This is a genomic window from Pseudomonas sp. NMS19W (assembly GCF_051554255.1).
Classification (GTDB): Bacteria; Pseudomonadota; Gammaproteobacteria; order Pseudomonadales; family Pseudomonadaceae; genus Aquipseudomonas; species Aquipseudomonas kribbensis.
In genome coordinates, this window is the sequence record NZ_CP136718.1 from 5,739,955 (window position 1) to 5,753,515 (window position 13,561).

10 protein-coding genes and 1 pseudogene are annotated in these 13,561 nt (G+C 61.7%); 9 read left to right on the top strand and 2 right to left on the bottom strand.

What is annotated here, in order from left to right; all coding sequences use genetic code 11:
• Window positions 1-205 precede the first annotated feature (205 nt).
• The gene (locus R1A29_RS26375) at window positions 206-2,383 is read left to right on the top strand and encodes a malate synthase G (RefSeq protein WP_438299978.1); all 2,178 of its coding nucleotides are present in this window, start codon (window positions 206-208) and stop codon (window positions 2,381-2,383) included.
• Window positions 2,384-2,452: 69 nt separating this feature from the next.
• On the opposite strand, the gene R1A29_RS26380 is transcribed toward R1A29_RS26375, so the two are convergent.
• On the bottom strand, window positions 2,453-2,899 hold the full coding sequence (locus tag R1A29_RS26380; RefSeq protein WP_114885948.1) for a response regulator: 447 nt from the start codon (window positions 2,897-2,899) through the stop codon (window positions 2,453-2,455).
• A gap of 254 nt (window positions 2,900-3,153) precedes the next feature.
• Between R1A29_RS26380 and R1A29_RS26385 the strand changes: the two are divergent.
• The 8 genes and pseudogenes from R1A29_RS26385 to R1A29_RS26420 all read left to right on the top strand — a co-directional run bounded on the left by R1A29_RS26385 (window position 3,154) and on the right by R1A29_RS26420 (window position 12,062).
• Window positions 3,154-5,093, top strand: a pseudogene (locus tag R1A29_RS26385) (putative nucleotidyltransferase substrate binding domain-containing protein).
• The gene (locus R1A29_RS26390) at window positions 5,090-5,797 is read left to right on the top strand and encodes a 3'-5' exonuclease (protein ID WP_438299979.1); all 708 of its coding nucleotides are present in this window, start codon (window positions 5,090-5,092) and stop codon (window positions 5,795-5,797) included. Before R1A29_RS26385 ends, R1A29_RS26390 begins: the two are co-directional and overlap by 4 nt.
• 111 nt (window positions 5,798-5,908) lie before the next feature.
• Window positions 5,909-6,427, top strand: coding sequence for an RNA polymerase sigma factor (locus tag R1A29_RS26395; RefSeq protein WP_114885954.1), 519 nt, complete (start codon window positions 5,909-5,911; stop codon window positions 6,425-6,427).
• Window positions 6,424-7,395, top strand: coding sequence for a FecR family protein (locus tag R1A29_RS26400; RefSeq protein ID WP_438299980.1), 972 nt, complete (start codon window positions 6,424-6,426; stop codon window positions 7,393-7,395). The genes R1A29_RS26395 and R1A29_RS26400 overlap by 4 nt, the downstream gene beginning before the upstream one ends.
• Before the next feature lie 163 nt (window positions 7,396-7,558).
• Window positions 7,559-9,985 (top strand): TonB-dependent siderophore receptor, encoded by a 2,427-nt coding sequence (locus R1A29_RS26405; protein ID WP_438299981.1) that lies wholly within the window; start codon window positions 7,559-7,561, stop codon window positions 9,983-9,985.
• A gap of 74 nt (window positions 9,986-10,059) precedes the next feature.
• Complete coding sequence (locus R1A29_RS26410) at window positions 10,060-11,190, top strand: PepSY-associated TM helix domain-containing protein (protein ID WP_438299982.1); 1,131 nt, start codon at window positions 10,060-10,062, stop codon at window positions 11,188-11,190.
• Window positions 11,187-11,366 (top strand): hypothetical protein, encoded by a 180-nt coding sequence (locus R1A29_RS26415; protein ID WP_438299983.1) that lies wholly within the window; start codon window positions 11,187-11,189, stop codon window positions 11,364-11,366. The genes R1A29_RS26410 and R1A29_RS26415 overlap by 4 nt, the downstream gene beginning before the upstream one ends.
• 66 nt (window positions 11,367-11,432) lie before the next feature.
• Complete coding sequence (locus tag R1A29_RS26420; protein ID WP_438299984.1) at window positions 11,433-12,062, top strand: glutathione S-transferase; 630 nt, start codon at window positions 11,433-11,435, stop codon at window positions 12,060-12,062.
• A gap of 87 nt (window positions 12,063-12,149) precedes the next feature.
• Here R1A29_RS26420 and creD read toward each other — a convergent pair whose 3' ends face one another.
• Entirely contained in the window at window positions 12,150-13,520 is a 1,371-nt protein-coding gene (creD, locus tag R1A29_RS26425; RefSeq protein WP_438299985.1) for a cell envelope integrity protein CreD, read from the bottom strand.
• Between the last annotated feature and the right edge of the window lie 41 nt (window positions 13,521-13,561).

Genomic DNA, 13,561 nt, shown 5'->3' on the forward strand with positions numbered 1-13,561 from the left:
CATAACGTTGGATCGATGTCTGCCCAAGGCACGTTCGCAACCCTGAAAGCCCCGTCAGCAAGGCCCCCAAGCCGTTGATTGGTCCCAGCCCAGCCGCCAGCGATGGCATGTACTGGTCGAGGGGTTTGTGGTTTAAATGGCCAGAGGCTTCATTGTTAAATTGAAGAGCTGAAAAGCTAAATAGCTGAGCAGAGTGAGGCAAGCAATGACTGAACACGTTCAAGTCGGTGGCCTGCAGGTCGCCAAAGTCCTGTTCGACTTCGTGAACAACGAAGCCATTCCCGGTACCGGCCTCACCGCCGACAAATTCTGGGAAGGTGCCGACAAGGTCATTCACGACCTGGCGCCGAAGAACAAAGCCCTACTCGCCAAACGCGATGACTTCCAGGCCCGTATCGATGGCTGGCACCAGACCCGTGCCGGTCAGCCGCACGACGCCGTGGCCTACAAAGCCTTCCTGCAAGAGATCGGTTATCTGCTGCCAGAAGCGGCTGATTTCCAGGCAACGACGCTAAACGTCGATGACGAAATCGCCCGTACCGCCGGCCCGCAACTCGTGGTTCCGGTGATGAACGCCCGCTTCGCCCTCAACGCCTCGAACGCCCGCTGGGGCTCGCTGTACGACGCCCTGTATGGCACCGACGCCATCAGCGAAGCCGGCGGCGCGGAAAAAGGCAAAGGCTACAACAAGGTGCGCGGCGACAAAGTCATCGCCTTCGCCCGTGCATTCCTCGACGAAGCAGCGCCACTGGCCGCCGGCTCTCACGTCGACTCCACCGGCTACAAGATCGCTGACGGCAAACTGGTCGTCACCCTCAAGGGCGGCAGCAACTCCGGTCTGCGCAACGATGCCCAACTGATCGGCTTCCAGGGCGACGCCAATGCGCCGATTGCGATCCTGCTGAAGAACAACGGTCTGCATTTCGAAATCCAGATCGATGCCAGCACCCCGGTCGGCCAGACCGACCCCGCCGGCGTCAAAGACATCCTGATGGAAGCGGCGCTGACCACCATCATGGACTGCGAAGACTCCGTGGCCGCCGTCGATGCCGACGACAAAGTGGTGATCTACCGCAACTGGCTGGGCCTGATGAAGGGCGACCTGGCGGAATCCGTTTCCAAGGGCGGCCAGACCTTCACCCGCACCATGAACCCGGATCGCACCTACACCAAGGTCGACGGCAGCGAACTGACCCTGCACGGCCGCTCGCTGCTGTTCGTGCGTAACGTCGGTCACCTGATGACCATCGACGCGATCCTCGACAAGCACGGCAATGAAGTGCCGGAAGGCATCCTCGACGGTCTGGTGACTTGCCTCGCCGCGATGCACAACCTGAGCGGCAACACCTCGCGCAAGAACACCCGCACCGGTTCGGTCTACATCGTTAAACCGAAGATGCACGGCCCGGAAGAAGCGGCGTTCACCAACGAGCTGTTCGGTCGCATCGAAGACGTGCTGGGCCTCAAGCGCAACACCCTGAAAGTCGGGATCATGGACGAGGAACGCCGCACCACGGTCAACCTCAAGGCCTGCATCCAGGCGGCCAGCGAGCGCGTGGTGTTCATCAACACTGGCTTCCTCGACCGCACCGGCGACGAAATCCACACCTCCATGGAAGCCGGCCCGATGGTGCGCAAAGCTGACATGAAGGCCGAGAAGTGGATCGGCGCCTACGAGAACTGGAACGTCGATATCGGTCTGAGTACCGGCCTGCAAGGCCGTGCGCAAATCGGTAAAGGCATGTGGGCGATGCCCGACCTGATGGCAGCGATGCTCGAGCAGAAAATCGCTCACCCGCTGGCCGGCGCCAACACTGCCTGGGTTCCGTCGCCAACGGCTGCCGCACTGCACGCGCTGCACTACCACAAGGTCGACGTGTTCGCCCGTCAGGCCGAGCTGGCCAAACGTGCCCGTGCTTCGGTCGATGACATCCTGACCATCCCGCTGGCGGTCAACCCGAACTGGACGCCGGAGCAGATCAAGAACGAACTGGACAACAACGCCCAGGGCATTCTCGGTTACGTGGTGCGCTGGATCGACCAGGGCGTGGGTTGCTCGAAGGTGCCGGACATCAACGACGTCGGCCTGATGGAAGACCGTGCGACGCTGCGTATCTCCAGCCAGCACATCGCCAACTGGCTGCGCCACGGCATCGTGACCGAAGCGCAAGTGATGGAAAGCCTCAAGCGCATGGCGCCGGTGGTTGACCGTCAGAACGCCAACGACCCGCTGTACCGTCCGCTGGCACCGAACTTCGACAGCAACATCGCCTTCCAGGCGGCGGTCGAACTGGTGATCGAAGGCACCAGGCAGCCGAACGGCTACACCGAGCCGGTCCTGCACCGTCGTCGTCGCGAGTTCAAGGCTGCCAACGGCCTGTAACCTGCGCGAATGCCGGACACGAAAAAGCCCTGATCTTTCGATCAGGGCTTTTTGTTTGTGCCGGAACAACTAAGGCTCTATGCCGAGCTCATGTTTGACCAGCCCGAGCAACTTCGCCGTATCAATCGGCTTGAGCAGAAAATCCACCACGCTCAAATGCATCGCCGCAATCGCATCCTTCACGTCGGCATCGCCCGACACAATGATGATCGGCATCGCCGCCCGCGCCGACTCTCGTACCTGACGAATCAGGTCCAGCCCGTCGACATGACCCATCCGCAGATCGGTGATCACCAGGCCGATTGACGGTTTTTCCTCGATCATCTTCAGCGCGGATTCGCCACTGGCCGCCGTCATGCAACGAATGCCATCCAGCCCGAGGATCTCCGACAGCAACTCGCGGGCGTCCTTGTCGTCATCAACGATCAGTACCCGCTGCGGCGGCAGGTCGGGTTCCAGCATGACGGCGCTGAGCGCTTCCCGCTCGGCGTCGCTCAAAATATCGTGGTCGGACATGGCGTTCTCTACGTTTTCAAAATCGATCCCCTGGCACAGTGGTCAGACATCGCTGGGCAGAGCTTCAATGTGCACTTCGTCGGATTTTTTTCCAAGGGGCGAACCCGAGAATTTCCGACTGTTTGTGTAGGGCATATCCGAAAACTACCCAACGGCATGCCAAACCTAGACTTACGTCCAATGGGCACCCTGCGCGCCGGGGTCGACCATGGCTGCAACGATCCAATAACAACAATTCGAAAAAGACTGCGGTAATGGTTATGAGTAAAGCGGACGCCTTCACCCAGGCAGGGAAAACCGCGGTGTTGCAGAACATTCAGGGCACATTGCAATTCCTCCAGCGTTTCCCCCTTTCAATCAGATGGAACACGCCCACCTGGCCTATCTGGTGGAGCAATGCCAGCTGCGCTTTTACGGTCAGGGCGAGAGCATCATCAAACCCGCCGACGGACCGGTCGAACACTTCTACATCGTCAAGCAGGGCCGGGTGGTCGGCGAGCGTCCGCACACGGCCAAGGGCGGCACCGAAACCACGTTTGAAATCACCACCGGCGAGTGTTTCCCCCTCGCCGCGCTACTTGGCGAACGAGCGACCCGTACCGAACACCTGGCCGGCGAAGACACCTTCTGCCTGCAACTGAACAAACTGGCGTTCATCAAGCTGTTCGCCCTCTCCAACACCTTCCGCGACTTCGCCCTGCGCGGGGTCAGCAGCCTGCTCGATCAGGTCAACCAGCAGGTCCAGCAAAAAGCCGTGGAAACCCTCGGCACCCAGTATTCGCTGAACACCCGCCTCGGCGAATTGGCCATGCGCCATCCGGTGACCTGCAGCCCGACCACACCGCTGCGCGAAGCGGTGAAGCTGATGCACGAACAACAGGTCGGCAGCATTGTCGCGGTGGATGAACACAAGGCGCCGCTGGGGATTTTCACCCTGCGCGACCTGCGGCATGTGGTGGCGGAAGGTGTCGGCGATTTCAATGAACCGATCGAACGCCACATGACGCCCTCGCCGTTCTATCTGTCGCCGGACCACAGCGCCTTCGACGCAGCGATCGCCATGACCGAGCGGCATATCGCCCATGTCTGCCTGGTCAAGGATCAGCGATTGTGCGGCGTGGTTTCCGAGCGGGATCTGTTCTCGCTGCAACGGGTCGATCTGGTGCACCTGGCGCGGACCATCCGCAGCGCCCAGCGGGTTGAACAACTGGTGACCCTGCGCGGCGAGATCGGCCAACTGGTGGAGCGCATGCTAGCCCACGGCGCCTCTTCGACACAGATCACTCACATCATCACCCTGCTCAACGATCACACCGTGTGCCGGGTGATCGAACTGACCCTCGCCGAGAAAGGCGACCCCGGTGTGCCGTTCAGTTGGCTGTGTTTCGGCAGCGAAGGCCGGCGTGAGCAGACCCTGCACACCGATCAGGACAACGGCATTCTGTTCGAGGCCCGGGATGCGGCCCATGCGGCGGAGATTCGCGGCAAGTTGCTGCCCATCGCCCAGCAGATCAATAACAGCCTGGCGCAGTGCGGCTTCACCCTGTGCAAGGGCAACGTCATGGCCGGCAATCCCCAGCTGTGCCTGTCCCGCGCCGAATGGGCCCGGCGCTTTGCCGCGTTCATTCGCGAGGCGACGCCGGAAAACCTGCTGGGCTCCAGCATCTATTTCGACCTGCGGGTGGTCTGGGGCGATGAACAGGGTTGCGAGCAATTGCGCCGGGGGATTCTCGATCAGGTCGGCGACAATCGATTGTTCCAGCGCATGATGGCCGAGAACGCCCTGCGCAACCGTCCGCCGGTGGGGCGTTTCCGTGAATTCGTACTGACGAAAAAGAACGGCGAGAAAGCCACGCTGGATCTGAAGATCCAGGGCCTGACGCCGTTTGTCGATGGCGCACGCCTGCTGGCACTGGCCAACGGCATCGACGCCAACAACACCCTCGAACGTTTCCGCCAGTTGGTCGATAAAGAAGTCATCGACCGGCTGGATGGCGCCGCTTACGAAGAGGCCTACCACTTCATCCAGCAGACACGGATGCAGCAGCATCAACTGCAGACCCGGGAAAACCTGCCGTACTCCAACCGGGTCGATCCGGACAGCCTCAATCATCTGGACCGGCGCATTCTGCGTGAATCCCTGCGCCAGGCTCAACGCCTACAGAGCAGCCTTACCCTGCGGTATCAGCTATGAGCCTGTTCTCCTGGCTGCGTCCGGCCAGCCCCGTTCTGCCGGACGAACTGCGACAACGTCTGGCGCAACTGCCGGCAATCGGCGAACTGAGCGAGTGCAGCCTGCGCGAACAGCGCTGGGTGGTGCTGGATCTGGAAACCACCGGGCTCAACCTGAACAAGGATCGGGTGCTGTCGATTGGCGCGGTGGTGATCGAGGACGGCGCCATCGATTTCAGCCAGCAATTCGAACGCACGCTGCAATGTCGTGAACTCAAACTTGGTCCCAGCGTGTTGATCCATGGTTTGGGGCCGAATGCGATTGCCGCCGGCAGCGAGCCGGCCGAGGCATTGCTCGAGCTTCTGGAGTTCATTGGCGACAGTCCGGTGCTGGCGTTTCATGCGCCGTTCGATCAACACATGCTGGGCCGTGCCGTGAGGGAGCATTTGGGGCACAAGTTGCAGCAGGTGTTTCTGGATGTCGCCGACATTGCACCGCTGGTTTGCCCGCAGGCACACATTCGCGAGGCGGGTCTGGACGAGTGGATCAACTGGTTCAAGCTCGAAGTGTTCGAGCGCCACCACGCCAGCGCCGACGCACTGGCAACGGCGGAACTGGCGTTGATTCTGTTCAGCCGGGCACGACAGCAACAAATTCACAGCCCATTGAATCTGCAACAACGCCTGAGCCAGTGGAAGCGCCGCCAGCAGACGCATTCGTTCTGAACCCCGGGTTGTCGCCCGACAACCCGACCGGTGGCCAATTGCTAACCATTCCCACCTCTGCCACAATCGCGAACAATTCTCGTTGGTTAACATTTCCCAGTCGGTGTCTTCGTGTCGTCAGCCCAAAGCCCTCACAGTGAGCTCGTCGGTGCGTTGTATCGCGACCATCGCGGCTGGCTGCTGGCCTGGCTGCGACGCAACGTGGCTTGTCCGCAACGCGCCGAAGACCTGAGTCAGGACACCTTCGTGCGCCTGCTCGGTCGCGAGGAACTGCTGACGCCCCGCGAACCTCGTGCCTTTTTGGTGGCAATCGCCAAAGGCCTGCTGTTCGACTATTTCCGTCGTGCCGCGCTGGAGCAGGCCTATCTCGCCGAACTGATGCTGATTCCCGAAGGCGAGCAGCCATCGGTCGAAGAACAGCAACTGATCCTCGAAGACCTCAAAGCCATCGACCGAATGCTCGGCCAGTTGTCGACCAAGGCCCGCGCCGCGTTCCTCTATAACCGTCTCGACGGTCTGACCCATGCCGAGATCGCCGACAAACTCGGCGTGTCGGTGCCGCGGGTGCGTCAGTATCTGGCCCAGGGCATCCGCCAGTGCTACATCGCCCTGTACGGTGAACCGACATGAACCCGGCCAGTTCCAGACCGGTGCCGGCTCATGTGCTGGACGCGGCAATTGCCTGGCAATTGACCCTCGATTCCAGCACGCCACTGGAGCGCGAAGAATTTGCCAAATGGCACGCGGCCAACGAAGAACACGCCCGGGCCTGGCGCCAGTTGGGCATGCTCGACCAGCGTTTCAGCGTGGCCAGCGGTCCGGCCCGCGCCGCGTTGCTGCAATCGCGCGAAGGCATTCGCCGGCGTGTACGCAAGCTTGGCAGTGGTCTGGCCAGTGTTGTCGCGGTGATCGGCCTGTCGCTGTTTGCCGCAGAACACTATCTGCCGCTGGATTACTGGCTCGCCGACCAGCGCACCGCCACCGGCGAACAACGCACCGTGCGGCTGGCAGACGGCACCGTGGTCAATCTCAACACCCACAGCGCCATGGATGTGCGGTTCGATGAAAAGCAGCGCCTGGTGGTGTTGCAGGAAGGCGAAATCCTTATCGAGACCGGCCATGGCGATGCGCGACCGTTCATCGTCGAAACCCGCGAAGGCCGCATGCGTGCGCTGGGTACGCGGTTTCTGGTCAAACGCGAAGAACAGGGCACGCGCCTGAGCGTGCTGCAGTCTGCCGTCGCGGCGCATCCGCAATCCGATCCGCAGGAACAAATCCTGCGTGAAGGCCAGCAAGTGCTGATCCGCAACAACGGTCTGGATTCGGTGGTGGCGCTCAACCCCGGCGCCGATGCCTGGACCCGCGGCATGCTGGTGGTGGACAACGCCCGCCTGGAAGACCTGGTGCACGAACTCGGCCGCTATCGTCGCGGCCACCTGGGTATTACCCCGGAAGTGGCCGACCTGCGCATCACCGGCAGCTTCCCGCTGCACGATACCGACAAAGCGTTGAGCGCCCTGCTCCCGACCCTGCCGGTGCAGATCGAGCAGCACACGCCGTGGTGGGTCACCGTGGCCAAGGCTGATCCGAAGCCCTGAGACACCGCGTTACCTGCTCACCCCTCCATGAAAACGGACTTTCAGCTGACTTCAGCCGCCATGCCGTCCGTTAATCGAAATTATTTTCATCCAGCCCTATCACTTTTCGAATCTCGTCCGGCACACAGGCAATTGAGAAATATTTCCATTCAGGAGCCGCCGTATGTCCCGTTCGCTAGACACCTTGTTGCGCCCCAGTTTGCTGGCGGTCGCCATTGCCCTCTGCACCCCGCTGGTCAGCAGCCAGTTGATCGCCGCTGAACAGACATCGAGCGTTCGCGCCTACAACCTGCCGGCAGCGCCGCTGTCCACCACCCTGAACCAGATCGCCAGCCAGGGCGGCCTCACGCTGTCGCTGAATCCGTCACTGGCAGCCGGCAAGACCTCGGCACCGGTCAACGGCCAATATGACGCGGCGGGCGCACTGAGCGCTGCTCTGCGCGGCACCGGTCTGCAACTGCAACAGAGCGGCACCGGGACCTACACCCTGATTGCCGTCCCGGAAGGCGTGGTGGCATTGCCGGAAACTTCGGTGATCAGCCTGGAAAACACCGAAACCGCCTGGGGGCCGGTCGAAGGCTACACCGCCACCCGTACCGCCGCCGGCACCAAGACCGACACCGCGCTGGTCGAAGCGCCACGTTCGATCTCCGTCGCCACCCGCCAGCAGATGGACGACCGCAGCGTGCACAGCCTCGATGACGCCGTGCGCTACATGCCGGGCATCACCGCCAGCAGCTACGGCAGCGACACCCGCGCCGACTGGCTGCGCGTGCGTGGCTTCGAACCGACCCAGTTCCTCGATGGCCTGCCGCTGCCAAAAGGCGTGTACGCCAACCCGAAACAGGAAACCTGGAACCTCGATCGCCTCGCTCTGCTGCGCGGTCCGGCCTCGTCGGTTTACGGCCAGACCCCGCCGGGCGGCTTGCTGGACATGGTCAGTCGTCGCCCGAGCGACGTGCAGAGCAGCGAAATCCAGCTGCAATACGGCAGCGACAACCACCGTCAGATCAACTTCGCCAGCACCGGCAAGATCGACGACGCCGGCCAGTTCCTCTACGGCCTCAGCGGCGTGGTACGTGACAGCGGCACGCAGGTCGATCACGTCGACAACAAGCGCTACAACATCGCGCCAAGCCTGACCTGGAACATCGACGACGACACCAAATTCACCCTGCTGACCCAGTTCACCCGCGACGATACCGGCATCACCAGCCAGTTCCTGCCGGTGCAGGGCACCAAGATCGACATGCCGTTCGGCAAGGTTTCCCACCACAAAAACCTCGGCGATCCGGACTGGGAATACTACGACCGCACTTATTACGCGCTCGGTTATGCCTTCGAACATCGCCTGAACGATGTGTGGCAGTTCAAGCAGAACCTGCGCTACACCAAATCGGAGCTGTCGTTCAAGAGCCTGACCCCGGGCTCGTATCCGTACACTCAGGTGGACAACGACGGCAACGTCGGCCGCACCAGCACCAGTGTCAATGAGGACATCAGCCAGTTCGCCGTGGACAACAACTTCCAGGCCGACTTTGCCACCGGCGACATCCGCCACACGCTGCTGCTGGGTCTGGATCACCAGCGCAGCAACAACAACTACACCTCGATCTTCGGTGATGGCCTGACCACCAACGTGCTCAACCCGATCTACGGTCAGCCGATCGTGCGTCCGGCGCGTTCCACTGCCTTCTACGACTATGAGCAGAAGACCAACCAGACCGGTCTGTACGTGCAGGATCAGATGGCCCTCGACCAATGGCGCCTGACCCTCGGCGGTCGTGAAGACTGGGTGCACACCGGCACGAAGTTCATCAACAAGGCCGACGCGACCAACACCGACCGCGACAAGGCCTTCAGCGGCAACGCGGCACTGAGCTACGTGTTTGACTCGGGTTTCGTGCCGTACATTTCCTACGCCGAATCCTTCCAGCCCACCAGTGGCGCCGACGCCTCCTCCACGGAATCGCTCAAGCCGACCGAAGGCAAGCAGTGGGAACTGGGCATCAAGTACCAGCCACCCGGCAGCAAGACCCTGCTGTCCGCCGCCGTGTATGACCTGACCCAGAAAAACGTTTCGGTAAGCTCCTTCGTCAACGGCGTATCGATCACCAGCCAGACCGGCGAAGTGAAAGTCAAAGGCCTGGAGCTGGAAGCCACGTCCGACGTCACCGAAAACCTGAAGGTCATCGCCGCCTACACCCTGGCCAAGTCCGAAGTGCAGAACGGTGTCGACAAGGGCAACCGCCTGCAATTGATGCCGAACCAGCAAGCCTCGCTGTGGACCGACTACACCTGGCACAGCGGCGTGCTCGACGGCTTCGGCATCGGCGGCGGTGTGCGCTACACCGGCAACACCTACGGCGACAAGGCCAACACCTGGCTGGGCAAGGCGGACGCCTACACCGTGTTCGATGCCAGCGTGCATTACGACCTCGGCCGCCTGGACAACAGCCTCAAAGGTGCGTCGGTGGCAGTCAACGCCACCAACCTGTTCGACAAGGACTACATTTCCACCTGTGACAGCTTCTACTGCTACTACGGCGACCAGCGCAGCGTCGTCGCCAGCGCCACCTACAAGTGGTAATTGCTTGAGCTGAAACAGGCCCTGCAACCAGGCCGTCCCTCGTGGACGGCTTTGGTGTTTTTGAAGGTCATGAAATGAAAAGTAAAACAATCCGTCGCTGGTCGTTCGTTCACACCTGGACCAGCCTGATCTGCACCGTGTTTTTGCTGCTGCTGGCCCTGACCGGTCTGCCGCTGATCTTCCATCATGAGATCGAGCACCTGCTCGGTGACGCTCCGGTGGTGCGCGAGATGCCGGCCGACACGCCGCACCTGAATCTGGCGCAACTGGTACAAGCCGCCGAAGCTCATCGCCCCGGTGAAGTCGTGCAGTACTTCGGTTTCGAAGACGACGAGCCGAACACCGTGCTGACGATCATGGCGAAGACCGCCGGCACCGAGCCGAATTCCTCGCACACCTTCATGCTCGACGCGCGCACCGGCGAAGCCCTGGAAACACCGTCGGCCAATGGCGGCCTGATGCTGTTCATCCTGCGTCTGCACGTCGACATGTTTGCCGGTCTGCCGGGCAAGTTGCTGCTGGCGTTCATGGGCGTGTTGTTTGTGGTCGCAATCATTTCCGGGACGGTGTTGTACCTGCCGTTCATGCGTCGCCTGGACTTCGGCACCGTGCGCCGGGACAAATCCACCCGCCTGCGCTGGCTCGACCTGCACAACCTGATCGGCGTGGTGACCCTGACCTGGGCGCTGGTGGTGGGTGTCACCGGAGTGATCAGCGCCTGTGCCGATCTGATCATCGCGGCCTGGCGCAACGATTCGCTCAACGCCATGATCGCGCCCTACCGCGATGCGCCGCCACTGACGCATCTCGCCCCGGCCACCCGCCTGCTGGATATCGCCGGCGAAGTCGCTCCGGGGATGAAACCGGACTTCATCGCCTTCCCCGGCACGCGGTTTTCCAGCGAGCACCATTACTCGGTGTTCATGAAGGGCGGCACCCACCTGACTTCGCACCTGCTGACGCCAGTGCTGATCGACGCCAGCACCCTGCAAGTCACGGCGGTCGCTGAACGGCCGTGGTACATGGACGCCATGGGCATGTCGCAGCCGCTGCACTTTGGCGACTACGGCGGCATGCCGATGAAAATCCTCTGGGCCACGCTGGACGTGCTGACCATCATCGTCCTCGGCAGCGGCGTGTACTTGTGGGTTGTGCGGCGCAAGGCCGCGAAACCGGTGTTGGAAACGGCGGAGGCTTCGGCATGAAACCGCGTCAGTCGAACTTCTGGAAAGTCTTCAGCACACCACTGGTAATCGCGTTGCTCAGTGCGGCGGGGTTGTTTTCCGCGCTGCTGGGCGACGGGATCTGGGACGGCTTGAGCTGGATCGGTCTGGGTGTGCCGGCCGCCCTCGCCTTGCGGGGTCTGTTGCAACGGCGCTGATTGGCTTGAGCCTGACGGGCAACGCGCTATGCTGCCCGTTCATTGCCCTTGACCGAGACCCTGCCGATGTCCGCTCCCAGCATGACCCTGTTCCACAACACCCTGTCCCCGTTCGTGCGCAAAGTCATGGTGCTGCTGCACGAAACCGGCCAGCAGGATCGCGTCGCCCTGCAGGACTGCGTCCTGACACCGGTCAGCCCCAACGCCGCGCTGAACGAAGACAACCCGCTGGGCAAGATCCCGGCCCTGCGCCTGGCCGACGGCAACGTCATCCATGACAGCCGGGTGATCCTCGACTACCTCGACCACCAGCACGTCGGCAACCCGCTGATCCCTCGCGACGGCTCGGCCCGCTGGCGGCGCCTGACCCTGGCCTCGATGGCTGACGGGATCATGGATGCCTCGGTGATGGTGCGTTACGAGCAAGTGCTGCGCGCCCCGGAGAAGCACTGGGACGAGTGGCTCGACGCGCAACGCGACAAGATCCGCCGCACCCTGGCGCTGCTGGAACACGACGCCATCGCCGAACTGACCAGCCATTTCGACGTCGCCGCGATCAGCGTGGCCTGTGCATTGGGTTATCTGGATCTGCGCTTCCCGGATCTGGGCTGGCGTGAAGCCAACCCGCAACTGGCCAACTGGTTCTTTGAAGTAAGCCAGCGCCCCTCGATGATTGCGACAATGCCGAAGGTTTGACGCATCGGGCGGGAGGCAACGACGCAAAGATCAGCGTCATCAACACCTCCGCCTCCCGCTGTTCCTCACGCAACCCCACAAACCGGCTCATTGCACCGCTCCGAGATCAAACTCCAGGGGCTTGGCCGGTTTCTGCCCGATGCCGTACCAGTCCAGATTCCGGGTCAGCACCATGAACACACCCAGCAGGCCGAACAGCAGCAGCGAGCCCATCAGCAGCGCGTAATCCTCGGCGCTCAGCAAGCCGAAGAGCAAGCCATACAACGCCGCCAGCCCCGCGGAAAAACTCAAGCCGTGACGCACACTGCGCAATACGTGGCAGACATAGAAGCCAATCAACAACACACAACCACTGGCCGACAGCAGATATGCCCAGGCAAACCCGATGTGTTCCGACAGCGACAGCAACAACAGGTAGAAGAACGCCAGCGCCACACCCACCAACGCGTATTGCACCGGGTGCACCGCCAGGCTTTTCAGCACTTCGAACAGGAAGAAACCGGCAAACGTCAGGACAATGAACAGCAGCGCATATTTGATCGCCCGGTCACTCTTCAGGTACTGATCCACCGGATCGATGAAACTCACCCCGAAACTGCGCCCGTTGAACGCCTCGCAATCGTTGCCCGACGCGCAACGACTCATGGCCTCTTGCAGGTTGGTGGAAAAGAACGAAGTCTGCCAATCGGCGGTGAAGCCCTGATCGGTGACCTCTCGTTTGGCCGGCAGGAAGTTGCCGATGAAGCTCGGGTGCGGCCAGTTGGCGGAAAGATTCACGCGACTGGTCTTGCCCACCGGCAGCACTTGCAACGAGCCGGTGCCCTGCAAGCGCAGGTCGAAACCGAACGCCAGTTCCGTGGCCTGAGTTGTATCGAGCGCCGGCAACGTCGCCCGAACACCTTCGCCGAGCCAGCCCACTTGCGTGCCGGGCACGAAGTCCAGGCGTTGCGAACCGAGTTCCAGTTTCAGGGCATTTTCGATCCCGCGAATGTCGCTGATACCGATCGCCAGAAACGGTGCATCGAAGTGGTAATCGGTGAAGTCTTCGGTGATGCCCAACTGCGCCGGCAGCGAGAAATGCCCGCTGATGCGGTTTTCTGCATGGAACAGCCGCGCCTCGTAGATGCCCCGGGCACGCAGCTCGGTCTGCACCTGGCCGTCGAGTTCGAAGCGCTCCGGCAGGAAGTACAGTCGACCCCGTTCTTCGCTGAGCTCCAGATATTGCTCGCCATTTTTTTCCCGGGTCTTCCAGGTGCGTATCACTTTGCGGTACGGCACCACCATCACCGGCCCGCTGATCTGCTGGCTGTAGCTTGAGCTGCGGGCAATGTCTTCAAGCACACCGTCGCGCCGTTGCTGGCGATCGTCGATGATGCCGTCGATCATCAGCAGTGGAATCAGCAACAGCAGGATCAGCAGGGCAATCGCCCCGAGCTTCATGGTCAGATTTTTGTTCATGGGGACTCTCCCTGTTTCGATGGGCAGAGTCTGCGAGGCAG

Excerpts from the sequence above, each read along its gene's own strand:
- R1A29_RS26380 (WP_114885948.1), bottom strand. The coding sequence starts at position 2,899 with ATGTCCGACCACGATATTTTGAGCGACGCCGAGCGGGAAGCGCTCAGC.
- R1A29_RS26405 (WP_438299981.1), top strand. The coding sequence starts at position 7,559 with ATGTCCCGTTCGCTAGACACCTTGTTGCGCCCCAGTTTGCTGGCGGTC.
- creD (WP_438299985.1), bottom strand. The coding sequence starts at position 13,520 with ATGAACAAAAATCTGACCATGAAGCTCGGGGCGATTGCCCTGCTGATC.
- R1A29_RS26375 (WP_438299978.1), top strand. The coding sequence starts at position 206 with ATGACTGAACACGTTCAAGTCGGTGGCCTGCAGGTCGCCAAAGTCCTG.
- R1A29_RS26390 (WP_438299979.1), top strand. The coding sequence starts at position 5,090 with ATGAGCCTGTTCTCCTGGCTGCGTCCGGCCAGCCCCGTTCTGCCGGAC.
- R1A29_RS26420 (WP_438299984.1), top strand. The coding sequence starts at position 11,433 with ATGTCCGCTCCCAGCATGACCCTGTTCCACAACACCCTGTCCCCGTTC.
- R1A29_RS26415 (WP_438299983.1), top strand. The coding sequence starts at position 11,187 with ATGAAACCGCGTCAGTCGAACTTCTGGAAAGTCTTCAGCACACCACTG.
- R1A29_RS26400 (WP_438299980.1), top strand. The coding sequence starts at position 6,424 with ATGAACCCGGCCAGTTCCAGACCGGTGCCGGCTCATGTGCTGGACGCG.
- R1A29_RS26410 (WP_438299982.1), top strand. The coding sequence starts at position 10,060 with ATGAAAAGTAAAACAATCCGTCGCTGGTCGTTCGTTCACACCTGGACC.